This is a genomic window from Thermovibrio ruber (assembly GCF_055380895.1).
Genome location: NZ_AP042397.1, coordinates 1082688 through 1097042 on the forward strand (window position 1 = coordinate 1082688; position 14355 = coordinate 1097042).

Below are 14355 nucleotides of genomic sequence, written 5' to 3' on the forward strand. Positions count from 1 at the left end.
CTTTTAACTAAGCTGTGAAGATTTGTTTTCATCTCCGGGTTCCTCTTTCTCTATTCTCTCCAAGATCTCAAGCTCCTCTTTTGAGAGCTTTCCCTCTCTCTTGAGCTTCTCAATCAGCTCCGGTTTTCTCTGTAGGGTTTTCTTAAGGCTCTGTTCTTTTCTCCAGAGCTCTATCTTTTTGTGGTGACCTGAAAGGAGAACTTCTGGAACTTTCATTCCCCTGAACTCTGCAGGGCGGGTGTAGTTTGGGTAGCCGAGAAGTCCCCTGTCCATAAACGAGTCTGCCCTTAAACTCTCCTCGTTTCCCAATACCCCCGGAAGGAGCCTTATTACTGCGTCCATTATGACCATTGCTGGGAGCTCCCCTCCTGTTAAAACGTAGTCCCCTATGGAAACTTCTCTGTCAACAATTGTTTTAACTCTTTCGTCAACTCCTTCGTATCGGCCGCAGATTATCATGAGGCGTTTCTTCTTGGAGAACTCTAAGGCCATCTCCTGGTTGAATGTCTCTCCCCAAGGTTCGGTTAGAATTACAAAAGGTTTCTCTCCCTCTTTCGTTAAGTGGTCGTAGGCCCTGAATATCGGCTCCGGCTTTAAGACCATTCCGGGGCCTCCGCCGTAGGGAACGTCGTCAACTACCCTGTGTCTGTCTGTCGCAAAGTCCCTTATGTTGATGACGTTTACGTCAACCTTTCTCGAGGAAACCGCCTTTCCGATAATTCCTTCCCTTAAGAAGCACTCAAAGAGGCCGGGAAGGACTGTAAGAATGTCTATCCTCACTAATCCTCCATCCCCTCTATGAGTGAGACGACGATTTTTCCACTGTTTAGGTCAATCTCTTTTACGAACTGGTCAATGAAAGGAATGAGAACCGTTTTACCTGACAAAGTTTTTACCTCAAGTATGTGGCTTGCAGGCTGTTCAAAGATTGAGTCTACAACTCCAATCTCCCTTCCGCTCTCATCAACCACTTTTAGACCCATAAGCTGGTGGTAGTAAAACTCCCCTTCCTCTAACGGAACCTGCTCTTCTTTCTTTATGAAGAGCTCCCCTCCTATCCTCTCCTCGGCGGAGCTCCTATCTTCAATCCCCTTGAACTTTATCAGGTAGATGTCCTTGTAGGGCTTAATCTCCTCAATCTCTAAACGTTCGTGTTTCGTTCCCCTGTAGAGTGAAACCTCAGGAGTTACCTCCATCTGCCTTTCAAAGACGTCAGACTCAGACTTAACCTTTAACTCTCCCTTTATTCCGTGGACTCCGACGACTTTTCCTATTAAAACCTCGTTGCTGTGGTCAAAGGCTCTTCTCTTCCTCCTTTCAAGAATTTCCTTAACGCTCTTCTTCCTCCTCATCTCTCCCTCTCAAGCCATTCCCTTAAAATTACCGCCGCTGCAACGTCGTCAACGAGCTCTCTCTTTTTCCCCGTTGAGAAGAGGATTTCTCTTGCCTCAAGGGTTGAGTAGGACTCGTCTACTGTGTGAAATTTAACGTTAACTCCCTCTTCTTCAAGGAATTTCTTGAACTTCTCAACGAACTTCTCTATCTTCCGTCCGATTTTTGTCTTCTGGCCTTCGCTGTTTATGGGAATTCCGACAACTACCTCTGAAACCGACTTTTCTCTAATAATTGAGAGGAGCTCTCCAAAAGTCTCCCTGTTGCTCTTCCTTTCAATAACCCTGTAGGGAGATGCCGTTAGCCTTAAAGGGTCTGAAAGGGCAACCCCTATTTTCTTAAACCCGACGTCTAAAGCCATTACCCTCTTCATCTCTAACCCTTTGAGGTTGCTACAACAACTTTTACCCTGTCTCCGTCGCTTAAGAGTTCGTCGTCGCAGAGGAGCTCCCCGTCCTTCACAACAACGGCAGTTTCGGGGAATATACCCATTGTTTCAAGGAGTTTGTCAACTCTTATTCTCTTTCCTTTAAAGTCAACCTCTTTCTCCTTTCCGTCAATAAGGACTACAATTCTTCCCACAACAGCCTCCAGAGGTAAGGGTTGAAGCTGTTCCTTGACGACTGGAGAGACCCGCCGTCTCTTGATTATACAGTTGTTAGAACGGTCAAGATCTAAAAGAGAGAGGCTGTTTGAAAAATCCAGTCATAACTACCAACAGCTGTTTTATCTCTCCAAATATCCCTTCTATAAGTCCTCAAGGAAAGTCAATTAAAGGGTATTTCTTGGGTCTTCCCTTTTTGGATTTGAAGGGATATAAATATGTAATTAGAGCCTGTCCTCTCCGGTGCATGTAGCGTTTTGTGAGTTTAAGAACTTTTTTAAGTTAAGACTCTTTACTCTCATACCAGATATGAAAGGCTTTTTTCTTCGGTTTGGCAGTTTTCAAACACCCTCAAACTTTACGAATGAAAACAGTGAAAAGTTGATAGAATATCAATTCAGACATTTAACGGAGGTGAAAAATGGCCAGAAGCTTCAGCGACGACCTTGCAAAAGGTCTTGGAATAGGAGCTACGATCGTTGGGCTTTATATGATGACAATGTTTTCACTCCTACCTTTAGGCATCTTCTCTAAGGTCCTAAACCTTAAAGATTTCTTCGGGCTTAAAATCGGCCTTGCAGCAATCTTCTCACTTATAACTTTCCTATACTACGTAAGGTACATTAAGAGCCTCAAGCTCTCTCCAATCGTATGGGGATTCGGCGCAATGATTTCAATAATCATGTCTGGCGTTCTCTTCTTTGTAACCGTTGACGTAGTTTTAAAAATCTTAGGGTTAGAGTAACTGATGGACATTAAACAGCTTGAAGTTTTTGCAAGGGTATTTGAAAATCAGAGTTTTTCTAAAGCTGCACAGCAGTTGGGTCTTTCCCAACCTACTGTTAGCACGCACATTCAGCACCTTGAAGACATTTTAGGGAAAAAACTCTTTGACAGGGTTGGAAGGAGAGTAATTCCAACGACAGAGGCAAAAATTCTCTACAGACACGCAGTTGAAATTCTCAAGAAGAGAGAGGAAGCTTTAGCGGAGCTCCTCTCTTTAGACAAAAAACCCTACATCGGAACTGTAAACATAGCTGCCAGCAACATTCCAGGAGATTACCTAATACCCCACATCCTAAGGAAACTCAGAGATCTTTTCCCTGAAGTTACTTTTACTGTTGAGATATTTGACTCAAACAAGGTTATAGGAATTCTGAAAGAGCAGCTTCCTTCATTTGACATAGGATTTGTAGGTGTTGAAGTAAGAGACTCTAAACTTGAGGCAAAGAAGGTTCACGATGATGAGATCGTCTTAATAGCCCCACCTTACCACAGGGAGAACTCTGTAAAGCTAACAGAGCTCCCCAAACTTCCCCTAATATTTAGAGAGGCAGACTCGGGAACCAGAAGAACTATTGAAGAAGAGCTTAAAAAAGCGGGAATTGACCCGAGAAGTTTAAACATTGTTGCATACTTGGGAAGCAACACGGCAATTAAAGAAGCGGTAAAGAAAGGAGCCGGCTACGGTTTGGTCTCCAAATACTCAGTAAAGGACGAGGTTAGCTGCGGAAAACTGAAAATCCTAAAGGTTGAAGGTTTATCCATAAAGAGGTGTTTTTTTGCCGTAAGGAGAAAGGATATAACTCCACTTCCGGCAGTAAGGACTCTGTGGGATAAGCTTGACAAACTGTTTAATAACGGGAAAAATGGAGGATGTTGAGGGCATCCCGGTATATCGGCTGGTCTATAAACTTGCCGTTGTAGGTAATCCCCCCCTTTCCCTCTAAATGAGCCTTTTCATAGAGCTCTACTATATTCCTGGCCTCCTCAACCTCTTCTTGGGAAGGGGAAAAAACCCTGTTTGAAACTTCAACCTGACTTACAGATATGCACATTTTCCCTGCAAACCCCATCTCCTTCTCTAACTGGGCTTCCCTTTCAAAACCTTCAAGATCCTTGTAGTCTTGGTAGGCTGGAGCTATCGGGTAAACTCCGTGGGCTCTTGACGTAAAGACGAAGGAGCTCCTTACAAACTTCCCCAGCTTTTCAGACTGGTACTTCTGAGGAAGGGAGAGCTCTGCAAAAAGGTCAAGAATTCCGAGGTAAACGGCGTTAATCCTTTCTGAAACCGAAAGAATTTCAGACAAACCCTCAACCGCCTGTGGAGTTTCTACCGAGAGTTGAATTTTTATAAAGCCTTTTTCTAAACCCTTTGAGAGCTCAAAAGCAGAGATAATTTTGTCTAAAGCCGCAACCTCCACAGAGGAGCGAACCTTACTGAGGCGAACTGCGTGGGGAACCGCTGGAAGGAGCTCCGTTATGTCGTCGTAAAAGTGTGGAGAATCTATCGGGTTAATTCTGATTACAACCTCTTTTGAACCGTCAAGCTCTGTGTTTAAGAGAAGTTTCCTGATTAACAGCCTTGCAAATGGCTTTCTACTGTCTGCTACTCCATCTTCAACGTTGAAGATGATAACGTCGGCAGGCCTCATAAAAACCTTTCTCAGGTGTTTAACCCTGTCTCCCGAAACAATCAGTGCAGACCTTTTAAAGGGATTTTCTACCTTTTTCCTTTCAGGTTTCTTCTCCGGGAACTCTTTTAATTTATCTATGCTCTCCTTTCCTTCCAAAACGGCTTCAGCAATGTTAAAGAGCTCCTCCACTTTTCCCTCCGCAGATGTTGTCCTTAATCATTCTATACTGTTCAAGGTCAAGCCCTCCAAGGTTTAAAAGGGCAAGAGGGAACAGTAGGAACTTTGGGACTTCAACTACAGGTCTGTTTATTCCCAGCTCTTTTAAAACCTTCCTAAAGAGCTCTGCCATTGTAACAACTTCGTTTCCGCAGAGCTCTACCGTTCCCTGAACTGAACACTCAACTGCCCTTAAAACGGTTTCAACTACCTTCTCTATCCTGACAGGCTGGACTTTCATGCAGGGAGCTCCAAGAATCGGCAAGAACTTAGAGAGCTCCTTCAAGTCGCTGTAGAGTTTCTGCCCCTCTCCTAAAACAATTGAAGGTCTTAAAATTGCGTGGGAAATACCGCTTTTCCTGACGATTTCCTCTGCTTCCCACTTGGTCTTAAAGTATCGGCTCCTCTCATTTGGTGAAACTCCAAGGGCGGAGATCTGGATAAACTTCTTAACTCCGGCTCTCTTTGAGAGCTCTACCAGTTTTTTAGTAAACTCAACGTGAACTTCTTCGTAACTTGAGCCTTCCTCTTTTAAGATTCCGACAGAGTTTACAACGGCAAAGGGCTTTAAAGAGAAGGCCTTTTTAACTTCAGAAACCAAAAAGGCAGGTAGCTGAGGAAAGAGGTTTTTAAGTTTTTCAAGGTTTCTTGCGGTTAAAATAGGTTTGTATCCCTTGCCAATAAGGACTTTCACAACGTTTGAACCGATAAAACCGGAAGCTCCGGCAACTAAAACTCTATTTCCCATATAAAAATTATAACGGGGCAAGAAGCCCCGAGCGTTAGAAGGAGAAGTTCGTTCCTGCGAAGAGAGCTCTGCCCATCGTGTTGTACCCGTAGACAAGCTCGTAGTCTTTGTCTGTAAGGTTAACTCCTTTTACGTAGAGTTTAACTCTCTCGTTAAGGGAATAAGAAACGTAACAGTTATAGGTCGTAAATGAAGAAAGAGTAACCAACTTGGCAGGCCAAGAAGAGTAGTCGTAGTCTTTCCTTGAGCTGTAGTGCTCAGCCCAGCCATTAAACATGATTTTTCCATACTTAACTCTAAAGCCAAAGGTAGAGCTGTCTTCAGGAATTCTAATTTTATCCTGCTCTTTTCCTACAACGTTTGTGTGGGTGTAAGTTCCATACAGAGTCAGCCAGTTTAACGGAGATACTTCCGCCTTAACTTCTGCTCCCTCTGTAATTAACCTTCCTGTGTTCGTGTAGGTTGTAGTAGATCCATTCCTCACTGTATGAATCCTGTTCCACAACCTGTTCTTAAAGTAAGTAACTGAGAGTTTCCCTTTAACTTCTGGTAGTTTCTGACTTAAAGTTAAGTCCCAACCTTCCGACTTTTCCGGGTCAAGGTCTGGGTTACCTTTAGTCGTTCCGTAAAAAGAGGAATAGTAACCGTAGAGCTCTGATAGAGTCGGAGCTTTAAATCCTGTTCCATACTGTCCCTTCAAAACTGTTCCTGTTCGGTCTATCCTGTATGCAAGTGAAGCTTTATAGGTTCCGTGGTTTCCGAACCTGCTGTGGTCGTCAAACCTTCCGGCTAAAGAGAAGGCTAAGTTTTTAAACTCCGTATACCCTTCAAGGAAAGCTGAACGAAGAAACTGGCTTTTGTTGTCAACGTTCGGATAAGAGTTTACTTTGGCTTTTTCATACCTGTAGGAAAGACCTCCTTTCAGGAAGGTAGAGTCGTTCAGGTAGAAGGTTGGAGAAACTGAAACATAACGGGTTATGCCGTTGTAGAAACCAAACGTATCATCCCTCCTCTCCCTGTTGTTTCCGAGGACGAAGTGCCAGGAGAGGCTATCTGAGGATAGAATGTCTCCCCTAACGTCTGCAAAGAGCCTATCGTAGTCTGTTCTTACCGGGTAGTTTCCAGCGTCGTAGTCTGTATACCCTCCTTTTGCCAAAAAGTCTCCGTAGAGCTTTACTTTTTCTGAAGGGAAGTATCCAAATGAGACCATTCCTGTAGTGTAATGAAATGGGTCGTTATCCGGGTTGTAGGTATAGTTTCCGGACTTTTCATTTGTAGAACTAAAGCCGTTTGTTTTGAAGTTCTCGGCTGAGATGCTTAAAAATCCATTTTTGAGGGAGAGAGCTCCATACAGGTTTTCCTTGAAAGTTTTATACTTGCCCCCTTCAAGGTTAAGGCTAAACAGGTTCTTCTCAGGAGCTTTAGTTATAATGTTTATAACTCCTGCTATAGCTTCAGAGCCGTAGAGGGAGCTCTGAGAACCTTTCAGAACCTCTATTCTTTCCACGTTGTTTAGGTCTATCCACTCAAAGTTTGCCTTGCCACTTGGAGTTGATGGGTCGTTTACGGGAACACCGTTAAGGAGAACTAAAACGTATCTTCCGTTAAGTCCTTGAATAAAGACGTTTGACTGCTTTCCCCAGCCGCCGTTTGAGTAGAAGTGAAGCCCAGCTACGTACTTAAGGACGTCTGTAATTGAAGTAAATCCCATTTCCTCTATCTGCTGGTGGGTAATGATGTCAACGTCGTCTCCGACGTTCTCTACCGGAACTTCTACACGGGTTGCAGTAACTGTTACTTCGGGTTCTTGAGAAAAAGCAGGCAGAGAGAGAGCAAAAATAGTAGTTAAGAGCAAAGCTTTCCTCACCTTTCACCTCCTTGCGGTTTTTATAAAAGTCTCTCCGTTACAGCTGATTCGTTTCAGCTCAACTCCAAAGACTTTCCTTCCATTTTTAACGAGCTCCTCTTTCCCTCCAAAGAAGGAGAGCTCTCCGTTCTTTAAACCGACAAATGAGTCGCAGAGGCTGTAAAGGAAGTTGAGGTCGTGTGACGTAATGAAAACAGTTTTGCCTCTTTCAGAGAGCTCCTTAACCAAACTCTCAATAAACGGGGAAACAGAAACGTCTAAATAGGCAACTGGCTCGTCTAAAAGGAAAACTTCCGGATCTATCAAAATGAGCCTTGAGATGTGAACTTTTACCTTCTCTCCTCCGCTTAAAGAGTTAAGCAGCCGATTTTTAAACCTAAAGATTCCAAGCTTATTTAGGACTCTATCTATTCTTTTGCCGTCTTTCCCAGTTGTAGTCTTTAAAAACTCATAAACAGTAAAAGGAAAGGGATGGTAAAAATCCTGAGGAAGATAGTTGACGGTTTTAACTCTCTCTGAAGGGGGGAGCTCCCTTACCTCTACTCCGTTAACCTTCACGCTTCCTGAGTATGGGTAAAAACCTCCCAAAGACTTAAGAAGGGTGGTTTTACCTGCGCCGTTTTTCCCAACAACTCCAACAACTCTTCCCGTTTCAACCGAAAACGAAACGTTTTTTAGAACTCTAAAGGATAGTTCCCTAAGCTCTACCACCGGTATACCTCCACAAAATGTAGAGGAAAAGGGGAACGCCGAGAAGAGCTGTAACAACTCCGGCAGGGAGAACGGTAGGGTATAGGAGAACTTTAGCTATTAAGTGTGAGAGGGTTAAACTCCCTCCTCCAACGGCAAAGGAGAGGGGAAGAAGCTGTTTTCCCTGTCTGTATCCTAAAAACCTAACAGCGTGGGGAACAACTATTCCAATAAATCCAATAATCCCGCAGTAGGCAACAAACAGTGAAAGCGGCAGAGAGGAGAGAATGAGTAAAAGGAACCTTTCCCTTCTCGGGTCAACGCCTGAAAAGAAGGCGGTTTCATCCCCCAAAGAGATAAGGTCAAGGGCTCTTGAGCGAATAGTAATGAAAAGAAGGAAGATAAGGGAGATGAGGAACAGAAAAACGGCCGTTGTAACTTCAACCGGCGAAATGTAGCCGAGGGTAAAAAGAAGAGCCTCTTGAAGGGTATAAACGGGAAAGAGAGCGTATAGGAAGAGAATCAATGCCGAGAAGAAAGCCGTTAAGCCTACTCCGAAGAGGAGAACAGAAAGGGGGTCGCTAAAAAGCCTAAAGGCGAGAACTATAAGGAGAACGGAAAACAAACCACCAAAGAGAGCTCCCCCTTCAAGGGGAAACCCGAAAACAGAAGATAGGGCTGCTCCTAAAGCTGCTCCTGCAGCGGTTCCGAGGGTATAGGGTTCTGCCAAAGGGTTCTTGAGAGCTCCCTGAAAAACTCCTCCGGCAACGGCTAAAGAACCTCCAAAACCAAAGGAGAGAAAGAGCTCTGGAAGCCTTAAAAACAGGACAAGTTTTTTTGAAGGGAAGCCCCAAAAAAGAAAAAGAACGGGCGGAAGAACCGTTAACATAAAAAGAGTTACTTTCCGCAAACTGCCCTCCGGAGCTCCCCAATACCTTCTAAAACCCTTGGGCTGGGGTGGAGTAAGTTGTCTGAAGGCCTGAGCTTAACGGCGTGAAAACCCTTTAAAAATGGAGAGCTGCCTGTGCTGATGAGAATAACGAGGTCTAAGTTTAAATCCTCTAAAGACTCGTAAGACAGAGCAGAAAAGCTCGTATCTGGAACAACCTGAGCCCCGGCCAAAGAGAAAATTTCACCTAAGTAGCTCTCTTTTCCGGCAACGTATAAGGGTTTTAGAGAAATGACAATCAGAACGCGCTTTTCCTTTAAACACCAGGAGAGGGGGAGAACTCTCTCTTTTATTCTTCTTAAGAGCTCCCTCCCCTTTTTCTCATCACCTCCGAGGAGCTCCCCCAACCTCCCGGTAGCACTAATTACATCCTCAAGGGAAACGAGCCTAAAAACCAAAACGTTTAACCCTAAACGCTTTAAGGCTTCAATATCTCTCTTGGGAGTCATCGTTGTAGCGATAATTAAGTCAGGGTGGAGACTGTATATCTTCTCTAAATTCGGATTTACGATTCCCCCTACTCTCTCCTTACCTTTACAGACCTTTCCGGAACAGAAAACAGTTACACCGATTAGCTTATTTCCTGCTCCAACGTAGGCAACAATGTCCGTAAGTGCCGGAGAGAGGGAAACAACTCTGTCAAATCCAAAACTGTTCAAGGTAAACAGAAAAAACGCCAAAAGACAAAGAAATACCCTTTTCACTTCACCTCCCTGCCCCGAACCCCCGCAGGGCAGTCGGTTTTTCGCACGGGCCGGTCTCCCGGCTCGCAGGGTTAGTTAGGCCAGTGCCTTCCCGGGGTAGCGGCTGTTAACCTTTCTACCCCAGTGGCAAAGGCCTCGGTTTTTCCCTGCTTACGGTTGCGGGGACAGCGCCGGACTTTCACCGGACTTCCCGTTCACCCGTGCAGCCAAATTTTAACAGAAGGGCTGTATAATTTAGTCTTACTTACAAGCAGGAGTTAAGAAATGCCACAGTTTCAGTTTGCAAGGATAGACAGGCTTCCTCCTTACGTTTTTGCTGTAGTAAACGACCTGAAGATGAAGTTAAGGAGAGCCGGGGAAGACATTGTTGACCTCGGAATGGGAAATCCAGACCTTCCTACACCTCAGCACATAGTTGACAAGCTCTGTGAGGCGGCCCAAAACCCTAAAAACCATAGGTATTCTCAGACAAAGGGTCTTTTCAAGCTGAGGGAAGCGTTAGCCCTTTGGTACAAAAGGAAGTATAACGTTGCCTTAGACCCGGAAACTGAAGTAATCACAACGATAGGTTCAAAGGAAGGACTTGCCCACCTTGCACTTACCCTTATTAACCCCGGAGACGTTGCAATCGTTCCAACTCCTGCTTACCCGATACACCCTTACTCAATTATCATTGCCGGAGGAGACGTCCGGAGCGTTCCGATCCTTACAGAAGAGGGCTTTGACCCGGAAGCCTTCTTTGAATCTATAGTAAAAGCTTACAAGGAAAGCTGGCCGAGACCAAAGGTCTTAATCCTTAACTTTCCCCATAACCCGACGACTGCAACCGTTGACCTTCCGTTCTTTGAGAAGGTGGTTGACTTTGCTAAGGAAAATAACTTGATAGTAATTCAAGACCTTGCCTACGCAGAGATTGCCTTTGACGGTTACATCCCTCCAAGTATCCTTCAGGTTAAGGGAGCCAAAGAGGTAGCCGTTGAGTTTTACTCCTTATCTAAAACCTACTCAATGGCCGGCTGGAGGGTCGGCTTTGCCGCCGGAAATAAGGAGGTAATCCACGCCCTCTACAGGATGAAGAGCTACTTAGACTACGGAATGTTCCAGCCTATCCAGATAGCTGCAATTATAGCCCTAAAAGGTGACCAGTCTTGTGTTAAGGAGTATAGGAAAATCTACGAGAGCAGAAGGAACACGTTAGTTGAAGGGTTAAATAGGATAGGCTGGCAGGTTGAGAAGCCCAAGGCAACGATGTTCGTCTGGGCAAAGATTCCTGAGAAGTTCCAGTCTATGGGCTCACTAGAGTTCTCAAAGATGCTCCTATTAGATGGTAAAGTTGCCGTCTCTCCGGGAGTCGGTTTCGGAGAATATGGAGATAAATACGTAAGGTTTGCCTTAGTTGAGAACGAGCTAAGGATAAAACAGGCCGTTAGGGGAATAAAGAGGGCATTTGAGAAGTATGGCCTGAGGAACATCAAGATTTAAGCCGGAGGAGGCTGTGGAGAGTTTTAAGGTCGGTATTATCGGCTGCGGAACGGTTGGAGGGGGAGTTGTAGAGCTCCTTCTTAAAAACGCCGAGATAATTGAAAAAAGAGTAGGGAAACCCGTTGAGATAGCGTTCGTTGCAGATAGAGATACAAAAAAAGTGAAAGGGCTCGGAGTTCCTGAGGAAAAGATTTACGACAACGGCCTAAAAGCCCTTGAAGTTCCCTGCGATGCAGTCGTTGAGCTGATAGGAGGAACCGGGATTGCAAAGAGGGTAGTTGAGGGAGCTCTAAAAAGGAAACGGCACGTAGTTACTGCAAATAAGGCACTCCTTGCAGACTACGGAAGGGAGCTCTTCTTGTTGGCGAAAGAAAACGGAGTTTCTCTCAAGTTTGAGGCAAGCGTTGGCGGAGGGATTCCTGTAATTAAGGCTTTAAGGGAAGGGCTCGTTGGAAACAGGATAGAGGCCATATACGGAATAATAAACGGAACTGCAAACTACGTTCTAACAGAGATGAGCCAGAGGGGAGTTGACTTTGAAACAGCTCTAAGGAAGGCTCAGGAACTTGGGTTTGCCGAGGCAGACCCAACGTTAGACGTTGACGGGTTTGACGCAGCCCACAAGATTGCAATCCTCTCAAGCCTTGCCTACTGCCGCTGGGTTAAGACGGAAAACGTTTTCGTTAAGGGAATAAGAGAGTTAACTCCCTTTGATATAGAAGTAGCCCAGGAGGAGTTTGGCTATTCAGTCAAGCTCCTTGCAATAGCTAAATTCACAGACGGAGAGTTGGAGGTAAGGGTTCACCCTGCTATGATTCCTGAGGAGAACATCCTCTCAAGCGTTAACGGAGTATTTAACGCTTGTCTGATAGAGGGGGACTTCGTTGGGGATACACTCTACTACGGTAATGGAGCCGGAAGGAGACCAACTGCAAGTGCCGTTGTTAGCGACATCGTTGACCTTGCCCTCGGAAACAAGTTTGACGTTCCCAAGTGCCTTTTAGGAGGAGAAGGGGAGCTCCCACTTAAACCTCAAAACCAGTTTACCTCAAGTTTTTACTTGAGGTTTACAGCCCTTGACAGACCCGGAGTTCTTGCCAAAATAGCTGAAATACTGGGAAGGGAGAAGATCAGCATAAAGAGCGCCCTCCAGAAGAACGTTGACTTTGAGGGTGGAGTCCCGATAGTTATGACAACCCACCCTGCCAAAAAGGAGCAGATAGACAGGGCAGTTGCCGAGATTGACAACCTTGACGTTATAGTAAAGCCGACGTTCATCTGTATGATTGAGGAGCTCTAAGATGGTAATAGTAGCCTTAGACTTTGACAGCTGCGAGAGAGCTCTAAACTTAGTTGACCTGTTAGGAGATACAATAAACCACTACAAGGTTGGACTGGAGCTCTTCTCAAGGTGCGGAATAGAGGTTGTAAAAAAGATTTCAGAAAGAGGGAAGAAAGTCTTTTTAGACCTCAAATACCACGATATTCCAAACACCGTTAAATCTGCTGCAAGGGTGGCAGTAGAGGGGGGAGTCTGGATGTTCAACGTCCACGCTTTGGGAGGATACGAGTTCCTCAAACAGGTTGCAGAGTTTAACAGGGAATACTCAGAAAAACTTGGAGCTAAAAGACCTCTACTTATAGCAGTGACAGTTCTAACAAGTATGGACGAAAGCGACCTAAAAAGCGTCGGAATTAACAGTACCGTTAAGGAAGAAGTTTTAAGACTGGCAGAGCTCTCAAAAAAAGCTGGGTTAGACGGAGTCGTCTGCTCGGCCAAAGAGGTTCGCCTCATAAAGGAAAACCTCGGAGAAGACTTTATAACAGTTACTCCGGGGATAAGACCGACTTGGGCTGTAAGGAACGACCAGAAAAGGGTTGTAACTCCAAAAGATGCCGTGAAACTTGGAGCTGACTACATGGTAATTGGAAGGCCGATAACTCAGGCAGAAGAGCCTAAGAAAGCTGCTGAGGCCGTTCTGAAAGAGATTCAAAGTCAGAAACAACGTTTCTAAGGGATTGGTAAACTTTTAGAGCTTTCTCTTGAGAAATCAGTCTTCCTTTATTAATAGTCTTTAGATGAACGCTAAGGACATTTACAACTTTCCTGTCAACCTCCCCCTTCTCTGCTAACTGGACTATTAGCTTCAAAGCGTCTTCAGAGGACATAGCCTTCTTGTAAGGTCTGGATTCTGTCAGGGCAGTAAAGATGTCTGCTACAGCCATTATTCTTGAACCTAAAGGAATTTGGTTAGCTTTTAACTTAAAGGGATATCCCTTTCCATTAAGCCTCTCATGGTGGTAGGCGGCCCACTTAACTATTTCTCCGTCATCAATAAACTCAGATAGAATCTTGTAGGTGTAGTAGACGTGTGTTTTTATAGTGTTGAACTCAGCTTCTGTAAGTTTACCTTCCTTTTCAAGGATTGCCTTTGGAATAAAGAGCTTTCCTATATCGTGAAGAAAGCCTGCAATTCTCATCTTTCTAAGCTCAGCGGGACTGAACTGAAAGTAGGAAGCCAGTTGAACGGCAGTTTGGGCAACTCCTGAAGAGTGGGTTGCTGTAAAAGGGCTTTTGAAGTCTATGATATAACCAAAGAGGTTTATAATTTTTAGGAACTCTTTGTAGCTTATCGCAAAGCTAAATTTTTTTAACCAATTCGCAATGGAATCTTTAAAGTAGCTTGGTTCTAAGTAAAGCTCAAACCAGAAGGTTTCTACAGGTAAGAAGAAGTGTAAAAACAGATCAACAAGTTTTGGATGAAACACAGAACCTTTTAGTTTAAGGAGCTTTTCTTTTAAGAGTTCAACAGCCTTAAATAAATCAACTCCTTTTTCAAGCTGGGTGTTCATAAACACATCTATTCTGTCTGAAAGATAAATAATTTGAGAAGAAAAGGTAATTTCCTTAGGATTTTCTAAAAACTCCTTATATGTTCTGTGATGATCCCTTATTATCTTTGCAACCTTTGCAAAGGATGGGTAGTCCTTTAAGAGTTTGTAACCTATAAAAGCATGAAGGTGAACGTTCAGGTTTTCAGCAGTTTCACTCTTTAAGAGGTACGTTTGATTTTTCTCTCTGAAGAGTAGAATCCCTACATCGTGGAAAAGACCAGCTAAAAGAAGGTTTCTTAAAAAACTTACGGAATATGTAAGTTTACTTCCAATACTTACCGCTATAAAGGCAACTCTATAGTTATGGTCTCTAAGGAAAGAATCAACAGCTGCGTGAAGGTTAGTAGCAGATATTATGAGATCGTTAATTTTAAGAAGGTTTAATAACAAT

16 protein-coding genes and 1 riboswitch are annotated in these 14355 nt (G+C 44.3%); of the genes, 5 read left to right on the top strand and 11 right to left on the bottom strand.

The genetic code is table 11. The features are described from left to right. Window positions 1-3 precede the first annotated feature (3 nt). From trmD to ACZ424_RS05750, 4 genes are read right to left on the bottom strand one after another with little or no spacing between them, the layout of a single operon-like run. Complete coding sequence (gene trmD, locus ACZ424_RS05735; protein ID WP_464904022.1) at window positions 4-780, bottom strand: tRNA (guanosine(37)-N1)-methyltransferase TrmD; 777 nt, start codon at window positions 778-780, stop codon at window positions 4-6. Further along, complete coding sequence (gene rimM / locus ACZ424_RS05740; RefSeq protein WP_464904023.1) at window positions 780-1352, bottom strand: ribosome maturation factor RimM; 573 nt, start codon at window positions 1350-1352, stop codon at window positions 780-782. Before rimM ends, trmD begins: the two co-directional genes overlap by 1 nt. Further along, the gene (gene ruvX, locus ACZ424_RS05745) at window positions 1349-1765 is read right to left on the bottom strand and encodes a Holliday junction resolvase RuvX (RefSeq protein ID WP_464904024.1); all 417 of its coding nucleotides are present in this window, start codon (window positions 1763-1765) and stop codon (window positions 1349-1351) included. Before ruvX ends, rimM begins: the two co-directional genes overlap by 4 nt. Window positions 1766-1767: 2 nt before the next feature. After that, entirely contained in the window at window positions 1768-1974 is a 207-nt protein-coding gene (locus tag ACZ424_RS05750) for a ubiquitin family protein (protein ID WP_464904025.1), read from the bottom strand. 443 nt (window positions 1975-2417) lie between these two features. Between ACZ424_RS05750 and ACZ424_RS05755 the strand changes: the two genes are divergently transcribed. Continuing rightward, window positions 2418-2741, top strand: a complete 324-nt coding sequence (locus ACZ424_RS05755; protein WP_464904026.1) for a hypothetical protein — start codon at window positions 2418-2420, stop codon at window positions 2739-2741. Between the two features lie 3 nt (window positions 2742-2744). After that, window positions 2745-3659 (top strand): selenium metabolism-associated LysR family transcriptional regulator, encoded by a 915-nt coding sequence (locus ACZ424_RS05760; protein WP_464904027.1) that lies wholly within the window; start codon window positions 2745-2747, stop codon window positions 3657-3659. Here ACZ424_RS05760 and ACZ424_RS05765 read toward each other — a convergent pair. Genes ACZ424_RS05765 through ACZ424_RS05790 form a run of 6 tightly spaced genes read right to left on the bottom strand, consistent with a single transcriptional unit; the run spans window position 3631 to window position 9587 of the window. Continuing rightward, window positions 3631-4602 (bottom strand): HpcH/HpaI aldolase/citrate lyase family protein, encoded by a 972-nt coding sequence (locus tag ACZ424_RS05765; RefSeq protein WP_464904028.1) that lies wholly within the window; start codon window positions 4600-4602, stop codon window positions 3631-3633. The two genes, ACZ424_RS05760 and ACZ424_RS05765, sit on opposite strands and share 29 nt — an antisense overlap. Next, on the bottom strand, window positions 4586-5377 hold the full coding sequence (locus tag ACZ424_RS05770) for an NAD(P)H-binding protein (RefSeq protein ID WP_464904029.1): 792 nt from the start codon (window positions 5375-5377) through the stop codon (window positions 4586-4588). The genes ACZ424_RS05765 and ACZ424_RS05770 overlap by 17 nt, the downstream gene beginning before the upstream one ends. 34 nt (window positions 5378-5411) lie before the next feature. Further along, window positions 5412-7244: a TonB-dependent receptor plug domain-containing protein gene (locus tag ACZ424_RS05775; protein WP_464904030.1), complete on the bottom strand. Its 1833-nt coding sequence runs from the start codon at window positions 7242-7244 to the stop codon at window positions 5412-5414. A 3-nt stretch (window positions 7245-7247) separates the two neighbouring features. After that, window positions 7248-7955 (bottom strand): ABC transporter ATP-binding protein, encoded by a 708-nt coding sequence (locus ACZ424_RS05780; RefSeq protein ID WP_464904031.1) that lies wholly within the window; start codon window positions 7953-7955, stop codon window positions 7248-7250. Next, window positions 7942-8844: a FecCD family ABC transporter permease gene (locus tag ACZ424_RS05785; protein ID WP_464904032.1), complete on the bottom strand. Its 903-nt coding sequence runs from the start codon at window positions 8842-8844 to the stop codon at window positions 7942-7944. Before ACZ424_RS05785 ends, ACZ424_RS05780 begins: the two co-directional genes overlap by 14 nt. Continuing rightward, entirely contained in the window at window positions 8832-9587 is a 756-nt protein-coding gene (locus ACZ424_RS05790) for an ABC transporter substrate-binding protein (protein ID WP_464904033.1), read from the bottom strand. The genes ACZ424_RS05785 and ACZ424_RS05790 overlap by 13 nt, the downstream gene beginning before the upstream one ends. A 31-nt stretch (window positions 9588-9618) precedes the next feature. Continuing rightward, a riboswitch (cobalamin riboswitch) is annotated at window positions 9619-9804 on the bottom strand. Window positions 9805-9851: 47 nt separating this feature from the next. Between ACZ424_RS05790 and ACZ424_RS05795 the strand changes: the two genes are divergently transcribed. From ACZ424_RS05795 to pyrF, 3 genes are read left to right on the top strand one after another with little or no spacing between them, the layout of a single operon-like run. Next, a complete protein-coding gene (locus ACZ424_RS05795; RefSeq protein WP_464904034.1) occupies window positions 9852-11069 on the top strand; it encodes an aminotransferase class I/II-fold pyridoxal phosphate-dependent enzyme in 1218 nt (405 codons plus the stop codon). 13 nt (window positions 11070-11082) lie between these two features. Beyond that, on the top strand, window positions 11083-12369 hold the full coding sequence (locus ACZ424_RS05800; protein ID WP_464904035.1) for a homoserine dehydrogenase: 1287 nt from the start codon (window positions 11083-11085) through the stop codon (window positions 12367-12369). Between the two features lies 1 nt (window position 12370). Continuing rightward, complete coding sequence (gene pyrF, locus ACZ424_RS05805; protein ID WP_464904036.1) at window positions 12371-13084, top strand: orotidine-5'-phosphate decarboxylase; 714 nt, start codon at window positions 12371-12373, stop codon at window positions 13082-13084. Here the strand turns inward: pyrF and ACZ424_RS05810 are convergent. Further along, a complete protein-coding gene (locus ACZ424_RS05810; RefSeq protein ID WP_464904037.1) occupies window positions 13026-14354 on the bottom strand; it encodes an HD-GYP domain-containing protein in 1329 nt (442 codons plus the stop codon). The two genes, pyrF and ACZ424_RS05810, sit on opposite strands and share 59 nt — an antisense overlap. Window position 14355 lies beyond the last annotated feature (1 nt).

What these genes read in the sequence shown, in the direction of transcription:
- rimM (WP_464904023.1), bottom strand. Translation starts at nt 1,352, where the DNA reads ATGAGGAGGAAGAAGAGCGTTAAGGAAATTCTTGAAAGGAGGAAGAGA.
- ruvX (WP_464904024.1), bottom strand. Translation starts at nt 1,765, where the DNA reads ATGAAGAGGGTAATGGCTTTAGACGTCGGGTTTAAGAAAATAGGGGTT.
- ACZ424_RS05755 (WP_464904026.1), top strand. Translation starts at nt 2,418, where the DNA reads ATGGCCAGAAGCTTCAGCGACGACCTTGCAAAAGGTCTTGGAATAGGA.
- ACZ424_RS05760 (WP_464904027.1), top strand. Translation starts at nt 2,745, where the DNA reads ATGGACATTAAACAGCTTGAAGTTTTTGCAAGGGTATTTGAAAATCAG.
- ACZ424_RS05770 (WP_464904029.1), bottom strand. Translation starts at nt 5,377, where the DNA reads ATGGGAAATAGAGTTTTAGTTGCCGGAGCTTCCGGTTTTATCGGTTCA.
- ACZ424_RS05795 (WP_464904034.1), top strand. Translation starts at nt 9,852, where the DNA reads ATGCCACAGTTTCAGTTTGCAAGGATAGACAGGCTTCCTCCTTACGTT.
- pyrF (WP_464904036.1), top strand. Translation starts at nt 12,371, where the DNA reads ATGGTAATAGTAGCCTTAGACTTTGACAGCTGCGAGAGAGCTCTAAAC.